A 16899-nucleotide genomic window follows, 5' to 3' on the forward strand; every position below is an offset into this window, starting at 1 on the left:
TATGCCGGTTTTAGAAAGTTAGAAACCCTCTTGGTGCGATGCACCAAGAGGGTTTAATGGGCTTTATTGTTGAAGCAGGCAAGTATTACCAACCCCGCAATCGCTAGAGGTAATTGCGCGCTTAGCATCGGAGGCGGACATTACACTGTAAGTATAGGGTGGTGTAAAAATGGTGCCTTCGGAATCGTTCAAATTTTTAGAAGTTCCTTCATTCCCAATGCCCTTCCAGCCAGTGTGTTCACCGCCCATGGTAAAGAACACGCTTTTATTCGGTACATCGTAGTAACAGCCTTCGGCTAGTAGCGTCATTTCCCTGCCCACACCATGAAGTGAACCGCTATTTTTATGGTAGTTGTTCAGCATATGAATTTTACCGAAACGCCCGCGAGGTTGACGAGAATTAACACGATCTCCCCACATACTGAACATGTAAGTAATGTTGAGCTTGTCGCGACTGTTTGTTTCACCGTCGCTGCCGGCAATAAGGTTAGATAAGCTGTGTTCTTTGTCGTAGGTATAATGGAATTTACACCATGAGCAGGTTACAAAGTCGCCCGCTTGGGTAACATCAAAATTCCCGTCTTGGCCATCGGCAATATCTACATGGTCAAACCACACATGATGCGCACCATTGCCGACATACACTCCGTCGGCGCCCGATTTGCAGGCATTGTTGTCACCACAATACTTACCACGCACGGCTAGGTTACGCACAATAATATTTATTTTGTCCGAGCCGCTGACCTTTATGTTCCCGCTTATGGTAACGCCAGGTCCGGTGCCAATAATTGTGGTGTTGGCTCCTGGGGTTAGTGAGCCATCGTAATTTCCAGGTGTTACCAATACTATTTTACTGTTGTTACCTTTAACGGCATCTTTAAGGTCGCTCATATTGCTAACGGTTACTGCGTTACTTAAATCGGTGCCGCCACCGGTAGTGCCGCCATTTACGCTCGCCCAGCCGGGCGCCACATCGTTGATATTTATGTAGCCGGTTACGGAACTGCTACTAGAGCTACTCGATGATGCGCTGCTGGTACTAGTGGATGTACTTGAGCTTGAAGATGTACTTGAACTCGAAGATGCGGAACTTACATTTGATGATGTGGAGGCGCTCGTGGATGTGCTTGAGCTAGATTCTGTATTGGCGTAATAACAAGCTTTTGCCACACCTCCAATCGGGTCGCCAAATGTATTGTTGTCACAGATTATACTGGCCGTTGCTGTTTGGCTAGTGTATGTGCCATTGGCGCCATAGCGTACCTCTCGGGTACCCGTAAACGAGCAGGTTTCACTCTCATCGGCACAAAACGTGTAACCTGTTGGGGTGCCAGTGCCGTTGGAGCTGCTGCTTGTTGAATTTGCACTGCTGCTAGAACTGCTGCTAGAACTACTGCTAGAACTAGAACTAGAACTAGAACTAGAACTAGAGCTACTACTGATAGCACATTCAATTGCGCTAATACCATCACCTTCAATGGCAAACGAATCAATATGCGGTAAGCCTTCGTCGGTATTGGCCACTAGTACGATTTCGTTTTCGCCGCTTTCCAAGTCGAGGGATGTACCGTCGGTTGTCCAGCTATCTATAGCGCCTGAGGGAGGGAAGCTTACCGTTGTTATGGCGGAGGCGTTAACGTTTACACCACCCACAAGACTATTATTGGAGTCGCTCGCATAACTCCACTCTAAGCTGTAATTTCCAGCCGTTTGAACGCTAATACGCCAAGTAATTTTACTGCCTACTGAAGCCTCTGTTTGCGCAAACCCAGTGCCGGTGTAATCGCTTCCAGTGCTTGCTACCGTCCCGTCAACGGAACAGAAGCCTATTTCGTTTTCCTGTATAACCACTTTAGGGCTACCGTCAGAGCTACTTGAACTAGAGCTAGAACTAGTGCTTAAACTGGACGTGCTAGAATTCTGGGGATCATTGTCTGCAGGGTTCGTGTCGCCACCACCGCATGCGGTTAACACGATAATTAATGAACAGAGAAGAAGAGGGCTTTTAGCGAATCTAAAATAGGCGGGTAAAGGTAAAGAGAGCTCTTGGTTGTTCATAATAGCCTTCGTGTGGAAAAAGAGTGGCGTCAGGCTAGAGGTGATGATGTCTAAATACAAGGTGGGTTAGCGGGTTTATTGGGGACTTTTGAATCAAGCCCGACAGAAAGGTGATGTAGTTCAACATCCGCTTCTTTTGTGGCCTTATGACTATTGGGCTACAAGATAGAAAAGGCTCCGTGTAAAGCCAGGTGAGGTGGCACGGCCTACGTGGAAATTAGCCTGCGCGGAAATTAAGCATTACAAACCATGTAGCTAGTATACTTAGTGAATGAAAGAACACTGAGCCACATTAAAGTGTGGTGTAGAAATTGATTCAGAATAAACAATATTGTTGTTTTTTGACGGGCATGAAGAAAATACGGTGGCGTGTAAAATGAAGTAAAAAGAACTATTAGCCTCACGTTTCCGTTTCGGAATGTTCAAAAATGGCCAATCCATTTAGGCTGTGGTTGGGTGGTGTAATTATAGATGTATCGTTCGAATTGACCTTTAGACTACGTATCATTCTAGAAAGAAGGAATTGGGACACATTATTAAACGGCATCTAGGCCTGGCCGCTTTAGGGTTCACATTGGCGTTTATATAGGTGGCAGAAATTTTGTTTTGCGCTGCACATAAACAAGGCGAATGAGTGTCGTCACAAAAGAGTATGGCAATATTCACGTTCAGCGTTACAGAAGGGGCGTCTAGATGGCTGAAATTATTCCTGGTTTAACTCGTCAAGTGTTAAGCCGAATGACGTCTGGCGAAAAACGTTTTGCCCAGCGTATTAAAGAGCTTTTAGAAGACGATTATCTTTGTTGGTACGACATACCCATTGGTCGTAAACAGCGTTATCCCGACTTTATTCTTTTACATCCCGGCCGCGGTTTGTTATTCCTGGAGGTAAAAGACTGGAAGCTGGCCACAATAAAAAAAATAAGCAAAGAAACTGTAGAGCTGTTAACAGGTGAGGGCAGAAAGATTACGCCTAACCCCTTTGTGCAGGTTCGGCAATATGCTTTTAACGGTATTCATCTGTTAGAGCGCGACCCGCTGCTGCAAGCAGAGGGGCGCTACAGGGGCAAGCTAGTTTCCCCCTACGGCTGGGGCGTGGTATTTACTAATATTACGCGCAACCAAATTGAACATGCCATTCCAGAGGAACATCGCGCCAATTTACTGCCCGATCACCTTACCATTTATAAAGATGAAATGACCGAATCGGTAGATGCAGAGGCCTTTCAGCAACGTCTTTGGGGTATGTTCAATTACCGCTTTCCAGAAAAGCTTTCTCTACCGCAAATCAATCGCATTCGTTGGCACTTATTCCCCGAGGTTCGAATTCCCAGCCCCCAACAATCCCTTTTATTCGATGGAGGTACGCAAGTAGTCGGGCAAGCTCGACCTATAGATGAACAGTTGCCCGATATTGTGCGCATTATGGATATTCAGCAAGAGCAGCTAGCGCGGAGCTTGGGTGAAGGGCATCGTATTATTCATGGTGTGGCGGGTTCAGGCAAAACCCTTATTCTGGGGTATCGGGCACAATTGCTTGCCGAAACGTCAGGCAAGCCTATTCTCATTCTTTGTTTTAATACCTCGCTGGCGGCGAAACTGCGCAGTTTTACCGCGAGCAAAGGGCTTGGCGAACAGGTTCAGGTATACCATTTCCATCAATGGTGTGGCGTTCAATTAAAAACGTATCACGTCGACATAGAAAACGGCCCTCAGCCTTACTGGGAGCGGGAAGTATTGAGTGTGATGCAGGCGGTGGACGCAGGCACAATACCGCGTGCTCAATACGGTGCGGTGTTGATTGATGAAGGTCACGACTTCGAGGCAGAATGGCTGAAGCTAGTTGTACAAATGACAGATCCAGAATCGAATTCTCTGTTGCTTCTCTATGACGATGCACAGTCGATTTACAAAAATAAAACTGGCCTCGGTTTTAGCCTTTCTAGTGTTGGTATACAGGCTAAAGGACGCACGTCTATATTACGATTGAACTACCGCAACACGCGAGAAATCTTGGATTTTGCTTACCGATTCGCGGCCGAGTACTTTCCCTGTTCACAGCAAGGCGATGAAGACCTAAAGGTGATTCAACCGGAAGCCGCTGGCAGTAGTGGCCCCAGGCCTGTAATTCACGCGTTGACGCAATGGCAAGACGAAGTGGACTATTGCGTTCGCTGTCTGAATGTTTGGCATGGGCAGGGCGCCGATTGGCGGGATATGGCAATAATCTATGTTATGGGCTACCAGGGTAAAGCTATCTCACTGGCGTTACGCGCAGCTGGGATTCCGAATTTATGGATGGCCTCAAAGGAATATAAGCAAGCCTACGACCCCGGTATTAATCGTGTAACTGTGTTGACGTTGCAAAGTAGTAAGGGCTTAGAGTTTCCTTATGTTGCCATGGTAGGCTTGGGCCGATTACAAAACGATAATCCGGCACAAGATGCACGCCTTCTTTATGTGGGTATGACACGAGCACAACGGGAGCTGCATCTGTGTATGTCGGAGGTTACGCGTCTTTGCGAAAAAATAACACAGCTAGCGAGTTAGCATTGGCTTATTTGCACACTTTAAAGTAGGAATAATGTAAAGGCACACAGCCGAAATATCGGGCAGATTGATCTGGGTGAAGTGGGTATTGCGGGCGTAAGATTTTCGCGGTAATTAGTTGTTCGTTGGATAATGCCCCCACCACGGCGATACCACATTTGGATAAAGCCACATTCACCCCGCAACTCCAAATAATTTTTAACACGAATAGCAGGCGCGTAAACACCAGGTTAGGTTGATGCGCCCCAAAAAACCGCCTAAAAGATTAGCCTTTTCGATAACCAAGTATTCAACGATCTTTAGCGAAAGGAAGCAAAGGGAAGGATGTAAACGGCAGATTTTTTTTCGGTAAAAATGGCGGGGCTAGAAGGGTGAAGGTTGAACCCCGCCGATGCATCAATAATGCGCTAGTGTTGCTTTTACACGGTTAGGCTAAGGCGTAAACAGTAGCTTTTCGGCTGGGTACGACGGCATAGGGCAGGGCTGCCCGGTAATATCAATGCACTTTACAAAGACATGCCCGCAGTAACTGGTGGCCGACAACCCGGAATTGTCGGTAACTTTCAAATGGATGCCGCCGGGCCCGGTAAAGGACTTGGGCGCATCGGTAACCACCAGCGGTGCAATTGGGCCGGTATCCATTAAGGTTTCAGCAACGGTGCCGGGGTAACGCAACCACTCGTAGCTGACAATAGAGCCATCCGTATCCCAGCTGGCTGTACCATCCATTGTTGCGAACAAACTGTTTATACCCATGCTTGGCGCTACAGTACAAACCGCTACCGGTGGTTGCGGCGGTATAACCGTCACTTCTGTACCGGTGTACCCGCTAGAAAAATCGGGGGTTTGTGACATTTCAAGGTTTAAAAAAGCGCTAAGGTTGTTTTGAAGTGTAGTAGCCGACATCTCTGAATTGGCACTTCGTCCATAACTCCAGTTACTGGTGTTGGCCGGAATACTGGTTACGTCACCGCTACAGTTAAAGTTTTTAGCACCCACCGCAAGGTAGTATGCGCTGTCTACTTGGGCCCAACCAGAATTGTGGTTACCGTTTCGGCCTTCTACATGTACCCGCCCGTCGGAAGCGAGTTTAAATGTGCGCGAGCTGTTGTTGTCGAAGGGGATATTGCTTAGTAACCCTGTTGTACTGAAGTAGGCTAGCATGTCTTTATCGATATACGACGATGACTTGCCCGTTTTTTTCACTAAGCCAATGGCATTGGTGACAATATCGGAAGCGGCATCAGCAGAAATTGCACCGGCTATAGCTGTGCCACTGGCGCCCGTTAAAACAGTACTAGCAATACCGGCAGCCGATTTCACCAGGCCCATCAACGCATCGGAGACGTATTCGGTTTGGTGCTCACGCTCAACACCAAGTGCTTTGTTAAACAATACACTTTCGCTTGGGCCAAACAAACCCGCTGAAATGAGCGATAGTTTTCCTCTGTCGGCAGCAACCGCCGTACCGTGCTTTACCGATATACCACCCGAAATATGCAAATCGGCTTTTAAGTCGGCATGGTATTGTGCTTCGGCCACAATTTCGCCCGTACAAAAACCAGCACAGGTGTAACTCATCTCATCGATACAGCCTAAGCTTAGGGTGGCTGAACGATAATTAGTGGCTAAGCTGCTGTCTACTTCATTGTCTCTTAAGCCTGTAGTAAACCGGTCGGCTCTTAAACTATGTGCAGCACCAATTGCTGTGCGATCTAAACTCCAGCTACGTTTTACACTGCCATTATTTTTATACTCTATGCCGCCTTGGGGGTTATAGGTATGTGGTGTATTGGTGTTGTTCGGGTTGCCTGCATTGGTGACGGTAACACTGCAATTACATTCGCTACCTCTATCTTGAAAATCGTTGTCGCCGTGGCCGCGTTTACCCGTTGGTAAGCGGTCTTCAAGAACGCCCATGTTGGCTAAAACAATTTTGGCTTCTTCAACGACACGGCTGGTTTCATGGTTGTTATCAATATATTGGGCTAGCGAGCCCTGAATATTGTAAGTGCCTTTTTGTTTATCTTCTTCCCACACGGCAAGTAATTTCTGCCCATGGCGCTGCATATAGCCCTGTAAATGTGCCGCATTTGGCAAAAGTACGTGGGTATTTAATAATGTATAGGCCGTGCGGTTTTTAGTGCGTAAGTGGTCAACAAACTGTGAAACGGCGAATGCATTCCCTTGGCGCTCTATTGTGGCGAGATAACGCTTAAAAAATGCAGGCTCAGCTTCCTGCATATATTGCCGAACTTGGTCTTCTCCTGGGTTTTTCTCCAATGTTTTAAGCCACTGAAAATACAGATTTTCATCTGTTTCTATAACAAATTCTTCAAGTTCCATGGTTTTAAACGCGGTAAGCTGCCAATCTTGAATCAAGTTGAACAGTTCTTCAGAAATGTAATTAGCCGAATTTGTTTTTTGTTCGATCGTAAGCTTTTCGCTCACGGCCAATTCGCGCGCGTCGTTCACGCCAAACACGCTTCCACTTAAACCAACTGATAAGAAAAAAAATGTACCACGCACCCAGCTAGCGGGCGTATACCTATTCAAAAAATTCATAACGATTTCCTCACACATTAAAATGGGTTACGCAAAAGCAATTGTGACTTTGCAAATACGTACCACCTGAGTCGGAGTGAAATCGAATTGGGTTCAAATTAATTTGCAGAGATTGATGAGTAAAATGAAAGTGCGCAGGTAAGCATTAAAAACCTCTGGGTGAAAACATTGTACACGCACAGCTGGTTCGAAAAAATTTGTTGTTTATCTGCTCACCATGTACCGTTGGTCTCGTGTGTACTCGAGTTTAGAGGGAGCCGAAGGCGAGAAAACACAGCAGTGTGGCGCGTAAAACTGCACCGTTAGCCTGCAGCGGTTTACGTTCTTGCTGTAAACCTTCAAAAATACCCATCAAAACCTTGAGCCTTACCCAATATTCTCCTATTGTCTCACTATAAATAGGGCCATGGGCTACGGTAGGTGAAATAATAACCAGAACGCTAAATCACGCAACAGGAGGCGGTACTAAAAAGTTTAAAATTCGACAAAATGCATTATTGGCATTTATGACTTTGAAGGCTTATGAATCGCAACGCTTAAATCTAAATCATCGTATTGGAGTCGGGCGCTTTTTACAAAATGGTAGATTATGGGGTTAAGCATGACCATGGCTTAGGGAGGATTACAGTAGCGCACAATAATCTAGCCATTAAACTAGTTTCGCACCTTAAAATTTGGATATTTCTGTGAAAGACATTGCCATTATCGACATCGAAGCCAGCGGTTTACATTTCAGTTCCTACCCGATAGAAGTTGCTGTTCTGTTGCGGGGTGAATGTAAATCCTGGCTTATAAAACGAGAGCCCAAGTGGCAATACTGGTGTGAAATCGCCGAAAGTATGCACGGTATATCGCGAGCTGAACTTGAAAGGGAAGGCTTGCCTGCGTTTGAAGTTGCTATCCAATTGAATGAGTTTTTATCGGAATCAGATGCCGTACTTTACAGTGATGCGCAGCGCTGGGACGAAGATTGGATAGATACGCTTTACTTTGCTGCGAAAATTGAGCGGCATTTTTGTGTACGCTCCATCTATGATCTTATGGGCAGCGATAAAGCGCCACTGTTTGCTGCCCAAAAAACCTTACTTGCCGAATCTGGGCGTTACCGACACCATCGCGCTGCTGAGGATGTAAAAATGATCCATGAAGCTTATCTTTATGTCGCTGGCTAGCGTTTAATATGGTTGGCCTACTTATCCCGTTCGGGGTTGATCGTAGTTCACACGCGATTATAGAGCCCGAAGATGCTAGTAGAGGTAGGGCATGCAACTGCCTTTGCCCCGGCTGCCACGCGCCGCTGCTATCGCGTCACCCAAAAGAACATCGTATTCATTTCGCGCACGATTCAAAGCACCCAGAAGCAAAGCCTGAACAGGAGTGCCCGTTTAGCTCGGCAGTCGCCATTGCCATGATGGCACGTGAAATTTGTAGCGAACTTATCGATAAAAATATTTTACTGCCTGCGCTTGAATATACCCATTGTTTTGATTGTTGTGGTGAGTATGTCGACTTTATTGCAACCAAGCAAAAAACGTTACGTATTTCCGATGCGCAAAAGAAAATCGTATTCGGCGATTTGACCTTTGACCTAGAACTGAGCTTTGGCAATGCCAAGATTCTTGTAGAGCTTTTTCACAAGGGTAAGCCTAAACAGCGCTTACACAACAAGAAAGCGTTTTTGGGTGAAAAGCGGGGTGTGTTGGCGATCAATTGTGATAGTTTCGATTCTGGCGTTTTTGCAGAAAATAAACAGTTACGTTTTTCTAGTGCGGTTAGGCATTTTATCCTTACTAATGGTTTGCGTAGCTGGGTCTTTCATCCTCGTCATGAATCCATGTTTGCCAGCATGATTTCCTCACATCAGTGTCAGCCGGAGGCTGAGCGCTGGGACGATTTTGAGGGGTTTGATGAGCCCACTGAGGTACTGCAGAGCGAACCGAAACCGCGAGAGTACGCTCGCCCCGTATCTGTAAAGCTGCCATCGTTTGAACCAAAGGGCTATCGTTGTGCGATGTGTAATAATGAGTGGTTAAAAAAGGTGGCGGGGCCACCGGTATGCCCCCACTGTAATACGCACCTGTATGCTGTCAGCGTATAATTTTACCCAGTACTGGGGTTGTTGCTCAGTGCTTCTGTTGATAATTATCAGAAATTTAAAGAATTAACCGAGTGGAATATAGCGTGACCCCTGCGTACATTTTAAGGGTTCTATCAAGTATAGCTAGAGGCTTTTAATGCTCTATAGGAATACACGCTGACAAACCATTACACGCACTAACGATCATTTAATTTTCACCTACTCGCGCCATACTCGCAATCAATTCACTTACATTAACACTGGCCATACCGCTACTAATATCGGACATAGCATAAGGAATAATAAGGTCGTTATTGTGAATTAATGCGCCGCAACTATAGACCACGTTGGGCACATAGCCTTCTCGCTCGTGTTCGTGGGGGCTGAGTAACGGTATCGTTAGGCGAGCGATTATTCTGCTCGGATCGTCAATATCTAAGAGTATGGCGCCAATCGAGTATTCGCGCATAGGCCCAACGCCATGGGTTAAAACTAACCAACCTTCACTGGTTTCTAGCGGCGAACCACAATTACCAATCTGTACTAATTCCCACGGTTCGCTAGGTTCTTGTATAACCGAGGATTCTTGCCAGAAGTGGAGGTGGTCTGAATACATTATTTGACTGTTTTCGCCCCCTTGGCGTGACAACATGACATACATGCCGTTAATCTTTCGCGGAAACAAGGCCATACCTTTATCTTGAACCGCATTTCCATTTAAAGTAATAATTTTGAATTGCTCAAAATTACGTGTTTCAATTAACTGCGGCAGTATGCGTGAGCCGTTGTAGGCGGTATAGGTTGCATAATAAATAATATCGCCATTGTCTTCATAGAACTGAACAAACCGAGCATCTTCTATACCACGACTATTATCTTCGGAGGTTGGGAAAATAACGCGTTCGCTAATCGGGTGGCCTTGAGGAAAGATTAGCTCGTAATTCGAATTTGCCAGCCAGCTGATACTGCTAATAGTGGTGTGTTGTTTGCCTTCGTCAAATTGAGGGTGATGTGATAGATCATCGATTTGCACCTGTAAGTCACTAAATCGAAATGGGTCGGGTAATCGCATGAGTATGTGGTTTGTAATTTCGTTGGCCGAGCCCATTTCTGACAGTTTCAATTCAAATAAGTGTTTATCTATACCGGCATCTAATTGCAGTATGGGCGTGTGGAGATAATCACCCTCGGGGTCAAACAATACATTACCACTAGCACCGATCACGCCACTGCGAAACACAATAGACGATATATGTCCCTCACCAACAGCACGAAGGCTCATAATAAAGCGAAGGGAGCTAGGTTCTAAGCCACTTTGATCTGGATGTTTAATAATTGATGGGTTAAACAGCGCAGCAGAAGCAACTGAATACTCCATTGTGAAATACGCCCCGATAAGCGCACGTCGATTTTTGCTGAGGGAACTATTTTCGGGTAAATAGCTTTCAACTTGAACAAAGTGTTGATGTAGAATTTCATCAAAGTAGCGGTGCCTATCGGCAAAGTCGGTGGTTATTTGATTTAAAATGTCCTCTACTTTTTGGTCGGGAAGATGGAGCACCCGATCGATAATGCGTTTTATTCTTGACGGATTCCCGTGGGGGATTAACGGGCGACATATTACTTTAGAAGGGTCAGGGTTTAGCTTCCATTTTCGACGACGGATGTTAAGGGTTCCATTCATAATGCGGGCCTTGCAGGGTTAAGGCAGTGCTGTAGTAACCGGTTAATTGTTGTTGTTCCTACGCACATCACGGTGTCGGCACCTCCCCAATAGAGTTTTATTTGCCCGTCATCTTCGGGCACGGCTGCACAGCTAAACACAACGTTTGGCACATAACCACTGATTTCCCAGGGGGCTTCGGGTTGCAATATCCAACGATCGCCAACTGCGATCACTTTTGACGGGTCGTTTAGGTCGTGTAAAGCCACGCCGAGACGGTATACCGCACCGGCCATCGTGTCGAACACGCCATGGTATATGTTTAGCCATCCTTCGGCTGTTTTTATGGGCGCCGCACCGGGGCCTATTTTCATTTCATCCCAATGATAGGTTTGGGCTTGAATTATGCGTTTGGAATCACCCCAGTGAATTAAATCGGGGGAATATGAAATCCAGATTGACCACGGTGATATTTCCGAGTGCGGACGATCTAAGCGCACGTAACGGCCGTTAATTTTTTCGGGAAAAATAACCACATTACGCATATCCGCTTGACTGATGAAGGCAATGCGCTCAACTGTTTCAAAATCGTTCGTTTGGGCTAGCGCTATACGTACGCCATGTCGAGAGTAGGCGCTGTAGCAAAGCAAGTACTTGTCTTCAATAGGGCAGATACGTAGATCTTCAACGCCGTAGGCCTCATATTCAGCAAATATTCCGTCAGTAGCTGGCACTAAAAAGGGCTGTGGATGTGCTTTGAATTTAAAACCGTCGTCGCTATCGGCACGGCCAATGATAGAACGACCATTGTCTAGGTGGGAGCGAAATAACATGATGTATTTGCCCTTGTGCTTGACCACACCTGCGTTGTGTACCGTGGCCACAGGGTAGGGGATATCATCACGTGTCAGAATAGGGTTTTTCGAGTAACGCGTTACAATCGGTTGGTTTTCGGGGTGTTCTTGTTTGCTAAATAGTGACATTAAGGGTACCTCCATTGATGGCGGTTGGCCTGTGGCCTTGTGTGCGGTTAATGCAAGGCAAATTTTACCGGCATGTGTGGCCTAGCTGAAAATTTTGATGCCGTACATGCATCGTACACAAAGCCCCAAGGGGTACGGTGTAGTAAACTTTATGGCTCAGCGCAGCGGCCAAAATACATTAATAGCGTTACCCTTTTTAGCACACCCCTCATCGTTTCGGTTTCGCTATAGTGAAAACTATTTCGCCTAGCGCTACTACTATTCTCGCCCATAGTGATCTTCTTAGGTGTGTGTGTCATCGTCTTCAAAAGCATCGCCTGTTTGTATTTCAATGAGTCTCAAATCGATACTGTTTGACGGGTTATGAATGCGATGTTTCGAATGTCGTGGTATATCAATAGATTGACTCGGTTTATACGTGGAAATGCGGTCTTCTACGGTTGCTTCGCCTAGGCCGGACACGATCAGCCAGTGTTTATCAGAATTTCGATGGCTTTGTATGCTTGTTCGCTTGCCGGGAAATACCGTTATTTCTCTAATTTTGTAGTGAGTGCTATCCGTAAGTAATGTGTAATAGCCCCAGGAATGGTTTGGGTTGGGTTTGCGCGCTGTTTTGTCCATTATCTGTTGATAGGCATTGATATAATCGTCAACCATGCGGTCAACGTTAAAAAACTGCTCTACGTGAAGACGGCAGTCGCTCCGATTGATACTATTTAGCTGCGAAACCGCCGTTACCGCTTGATCAACATCCGTTACTAAAAAGCCATTTTTCCCATGCTCAATCAACTCAGGCATACTGCCACGATTGAACGCAATAACGGGCGTACCGCAAGCCATCGCTTCAATTACTGAAAGGCCAAAAGGTTCGTTAAAGAAAATAGGATGCAACAACGCCATAGCACCACCTAGTAGCGCGTTACGCTTTTCCGGGCCAACGCTACCTAAGAACTCTATTTTCCCTGGTTTAAATTGCGGAGCTACACATTCATCGAAATAGTCTTTGTCTTGAATTATGCCGGCCATTACCAATTTAATGCCTGAGGCTAGGGCGATATCTATAGCCTCACGCGCACCTTTGTCTTTATGGATTCGCCCTAGGAAGACCAAGTAATTGTCGGGTTTAGCTTGAAAAGAAAACTCATCAAGCTTAATACCGTGATGAATTGTGGCCAAATAATCCAAAGAGGGTGCACGATCAGAGTCGCTGATAGAGATGTAAAAAACTTTTTTATTGTATTTCTCGTAAACCGGTAAAATGGCGGGGGAGGAAAACCCATGAATGGTTGCCACCATTGGGGTTGTTGTCATAGAGGAATAGCTTAACGGTAAAAAGTCGAAATGATTATGAATAACATCGTATTGATCGGCATGCTCAAACAACTCGGAGATATGCAAGCATTCTTCAACTTTAGGAATAACATCGCTATCCTCTTCGTAACCACGCATACACACGGCTTTAAGTTTTGCTTTGGTGAGTGAGTCGCCCGTTGCATACAACGTAACGTTAATACCACGGCGAATGAGGCCTTCAGTCAATAAAGACACGACATTTTCCCATGGCCCATAGTGCCGTGGCGGTGTACGCCAGGCAATCGGAGATAACATTGCAATATGCATTGGTTACGTCTCCTTCACGGCACTGTTTTGTGAGCGTTTATTATCTGGTTTTGCAACCAGTAATGCGTCAGCGGCAAAGCGATGCAACCTTGCCAAAGACATAAGCCAGGCAAGAGACGATTCCGCACCTTGGTTTTCATTCACGCCATTACTTTCCAGCCCATCTCGGCAGCCACCGGTCTTAGCGTCATACAGGGGTAAGTTGAGATCGTTATGTCCTAGAAACCAATTAAAGGCAATGATTGCGCGGCGAAGCCATGCTCTGTCCTGGCTAAATTGATAGGCCGAAATACAGGCGTCAATCATGGCTTGCGCCTCTAAGGGTTGCTGGTCGAAGCGCGCTCTACTTTTACCTTGACGATACCAGCCCACGTTTCCGATCGGTACGAAATGGCCACTCTCACATTGAACATCGAAAAGCCATTTTAACGAAGACAACCCAGCACGGCTCATGGCTTCATCTTGCAGCTGCTGCCCACTTACGATTAAAGCTTGTGGTAACTTAGCGTTGTCATAGGCAACAATAGATTCTGGCCAAGGCCAATCCTCTGTTGTGTGATCTGTAAATTGTTGAAACAGCCGTTGCGCTAGCGCTAAACCCGTGCGCCGTGCCTCGGAGTCACCGGGAATCGTTGTTAAATAGGCATCTATGCCAACCAGAGTAAATGCAATAGCGCGCGGAGACAAAAATATTTCAGCTGTTGGCAAGGCCTGCTTAAATAAGGTTGAAAGCATGGGTAATTGCCGGCTATCGCGTAGTAGATTAACGGCGGCACCTAACCCCCAAAGCGCACGGCCGTGTGAATCTTCTGACCCGACTGTTTCTAACCAACGACGATCATAGCCCATGAAATTACGAAACCTACCGCTTTCGACATCAAAAGCATGTAATAGGAAGGCAAGATAGCGGTCACAGAGTTGCTCATTACGCTCCGGCGGTTCGGCCAAAAGGTTATGGGCTTCCGCGGCAACAATTAACGCTCGCGCGTTATCATCAGTGCAGTAACCATGGTTTCTGTCGGGAATGTTATACTTCGCGTGTTGAAAAATACCGGTGTCGTCGGTCATGGTTAATAAATGATCGAGCTTTAATAACGGTAAATCCTGACTTAATACTGTTTCAGGTAGGTCGCTTGGCAATGAGCGATAAGGATGTGGATTATGGCTGCGTTCGGCCTTAACTTCTTCGAACACCTCTAAATAACGCGTACCTACTTTTTCCCATACGGCATCTCGACAGTAATCGTAGGCCAGTTTACGAATGGAGTGACGCTTGTCGTCGTTTGCCAGTAATTCAATTAACGCATCACTCATGGCTGGTACGTCTTTAAACGGCACAAGTAGGCCTCGACCGTCCGCCAGCATTTCCTCCGCGTACCAGTACGGTGTTGACACCACCGGTTTGCCCGTACCCATGGCATAGGCCAACGTACCGGAAGTAATCTGAGCTACGTCATCGTAGGGTGTTATATAGATATCGGCCGCAGACAAATATTCGGTCAGCTCTTGTAGAGAAACAAAGCGATTTTGGAAAAGCACATGCTTTTCCAAACCGAGTTTTTGTACCAACTGGCGCAAACGCAAACGGTAAGCATCTCCCTCATGCTTCAATACGTGTGGGTGTGTAGCGCCAAGCACAATGTATGTAACATCAGGAAATTGTTTGACGACCTTGTGTAGGGCATGCAACGCCGTTTCGATACCTTTATTTTTTGAAAGTAGCCCGAAAGTTAGTATCATTTTTTTGCCGAGCACACCAAACTTTTCTTTATAGTAGCTTGGGTCAACAAATGGCATATCGGGAATGCCGTGGGGGATATAGACAATTTTTAATGGGTTAATAGCATAAACAGACTGTAAGAGGTCAATAGCTTTATGACTCATAACAATAAGGCGGTCAGACAGCTCGGCTAATCGTACCATCACCGTGCGGTATTCATCCGTTGGCTCAGCTAATACCGTGTGTAAGGTTGTTACAACTGGCATGCGTAACTCCGACAACAACTTCAAAATATGACTTCCTGCCGGGCCACCAAATATTCCGTATTCATGCTGTACGCACACAACATCAACTTGATTGATATTTAAAAAGTCCGCCGCCAAACTGTAATCTCTGAGGGATTTTTGATTGATTTCGAAGTGAACTTTATCCGGGTAAGCGTAGCCTTCTGGCTTATCATTCATGGCCACGGCCCAGCAGTTATGAGGCGAGTCTGGGCTGGATAAAGAGCCAACTAAATCGGCGGTAAATGTTGCAATTCCACACAGGCGAGGTAGGTAATTACCAATTACGGCGATGGATTTTGTATCAGTGCAGGGTTTATTCATAGGTTGCCACCACATTGCTGCAGTCGGGTTTTACCCGTTTTCAAAATGCTACGACAGCATTCAGAGTAGATTGTATATCGGTTACTCATGCCATACTGTTCTTGGGCCCGCCAAGGGGGCAAAGGCTCATTAAGATTCAAGCCACTTTCACCGAGGACTACAACGGTGCGCCCGAGGGATTGATTATCGGATAGTTTAAGTCGTCGATGTTTGAGTGGTAAGTGTTTGGTCATTTATAGCTATCCAAAAGCGACCTTATATTACTTGGGAGACAGCAAGGAACGATACGAGGCCTTGTTTAAAGACTGCCACTCACGACACTTTACGTAAAACAGGTCGATGGGTATTGATAGCTAGAACTGTAAAAGGTTAGTGTGTAAGCAAAAGCAGAAATGGTTGATAGCCAGAGAAAGGGCCAATCATGGCAGTCGTTAGTCCTTGATAGACTCTTCGGTGGTTAGCCACCTAGGTATACGCCTAAGCCGCGAATACAGCAAGTTTTTTAAAAATTTGTCGTGTTTATCATCAAAGATGACCACGGTTGGTGAAGCGGTTTATGCAGTACGTGTCACGCTGACCCATTTAATGGGCAATTATATTTATTGCTATTCGCAATTTGGCTACTATACGCGCTTTGCGATCACACCATCATAGTCTCATTTCTTCTGCCCAAAACGAATTAAGTAGTTTTTAGGCGACAGGGGCATGGGAGCTTTCTGAAAGAAAAATGAGTAAAAACACACCGCGTTAGGTACGCGCGCCTACCCTAATTGCAACAAAAACGTGGAGCAAGCACACTGACTTACATCCGATAAACTTGCAGCATGCTCACGCGCCAAATCAAATCACGAAATGTGTGGAAACGACTATGATGGAATCAAATCGAAAATCCACTCATTTGACATTTTCCGTTAATAGCGTGGGGTGTTTTAGCCAAGCAGTATCAAAATCATTTAGATCTTTATCGGTTGTTTTTCTCTCTGTCCATGAACATTCTTTTCAAGGCTTGGGCTCGGCGGTTTTGAATTGTAAGCGGGTTTTCAAGTAGCGGCATA

Annotated in this window: 10 protein-coding genes; 3 read left to right on the forward strand and 7 right to left on the reverse strand. The window is 46.0% G+C overall.

The genetic code is table 11. The annotated features are described in order from the left end of the window. Positions 1-63 precede the first annotated feature (63 nt). Entirely contained in the window at positions 64-2058 is a 1995-nt protein-coding gene (locus H5336_RS19330; protein ID WP_185236109.1) for a pectate lyase family protein, read from the reverse strand. Between the two features lie 693 nt (positions 2059-2751). On the opposite strand from H5336_RS19330, the gene H5336_RS19335 reads away from it, so the two are divergent. Then, positions 2752-4608 (forward strand): 3'-5' exonuclease, encoded by a 1857-nt coding sequence (locus tag H5336_RS19335; RefSeq protein WP_185236110.1) that lies wholly within the window; start codon positions 2752-2754, stop codon positions 4606-4608. A gap of 432 nt (positions 4609-5040) precedes the next feature. On the opposite strand, the gene H5336_RS19340 is transcribed toward H5336_RS19335, so the two are convergent. Further along, positions 5041-7173 (reverse strand): hypothetical protein, encoded by a 2133-nt coding sequence (locus H5336_RS19340; protein ID WP_185236111.1) that lies wholly within the window; start codon positions 7171-7173, stop codon positions 5041-5043. A 686-nt stretch (positions 7174-7859) separates the two neighbouring features. Here H5336_RS19340 and H5336_RS19345 point away from each other — a divergent pair. Together H5336_RS19345 and H5336_RS19350 are read left to right on the forward strand one after the other, a co-directional pair. After that, positions 7860-8345 carry a 3'-5' exonuclease family protein gene (locus tag H5336_RS19345; RefSeq protein ID WP_246439415.1) on the forward strand — a complete coding sequence of 162 codons (486 nt, stop codon included), beginning with the start codon at positions 7860-7862 and terminating at the stop codon, positions 8343-8345. 8 nt (positions 8346-8353) lie between these two features. Then, positions 8354-9271 carry a hypothetical protein gene (locus H5336_RS19350; protein WP_185236112.1) on the forward strand — a complete coding sequence of 306 codons (918 nt, stop codon included), beginning with the start codon at positions 8354-8356 and terminating at the stop codon, positions 9269-9271. A 187-nt stretch (positions 9272-9458) separates the two neighbouring features. Here H5336_RS19350 and H5336_RS19355 read toward each other — a convergent pair whose 3' ends face one another. The 5 genes from H5336_RS19355 to H5336_RS19375 all read right to left on the reverse strand — a co-directional run bounded on the left by H5336_RS19355 (position 9459) and on the right by H5336_RS19375 (position 16077). Continuing rightward, complete coding sequence (locus H5336_RS19355; protein WP_185236113.1) at positions 9459-10934, reverse strand: glycoside hydrolase family 130 protein; 1476 nt, start codon at positions 10932-10934, stop codon at positions 9459-9461. Further along, positions 10931-11896, reverse strand: coding sequence for a glycoside hydrolase family 130 protein (locus H5336_RS19360; protein WP_185236114.1), 966 nt, complete (start codon positions 11894-11896; stop codon positions 10931-10933). The genes H5336_RS19355 and H5336_RS19360 overlap by 4 nt, the downstream gene beginning before the upstream one ends. A 282-nt stretch (positions 11897-12178) precedes the next feature. Then, positions 12179-13516: a glycosyltransferase gene (locus H5336_RS19365; RefSeq protein ID WP_185236115.1), complete on the reverse strand. Its 1338-nt coding sequence runs from the start codon at positions 13514-13516 to the stop codon at positions 12179-12181. Between the two features lie 3 nt (positions 13517-13519). Continuing rightward, positions 13520-15844: a glycosyltransferase family 4 protein gene (locus H5336_RS19370; protein WP_185236116.1), complete on the reverse strand. Its 2325-nt coding sequence runs from the start codon at positions 15842-15844 to the stop codon at positions 13520-13522. Beyond that, positions 15841-16077 carry a hypothetical protein gene (locus H5336_RS19375; RefSeq protein WP_185236117.1) on the reverse strand — a complete coding sequence of 79 codons (237 nt, stop codon included), beginning with the start codon at positions 16075-16077 and terminating at the stop codon, positions 15841-15843. The genes H5336_RS19370 and H5336_RS19375 overlap by 4 nt, the downstream gene beginning before the upstream one ends. Positions 16078-16899: the final 822 nt, after the last annotated feature.

The organism is Teredinibacter franksiae, from assembly GCF_014218805.1.
GTDB classification, from domain to species: Bacteria; Pseudomonadota; Gammaproteobacteria; order Pseudomonadales; family Cellvibrionaceae; genus Teredinibacter; species Teredinibacter franksiae.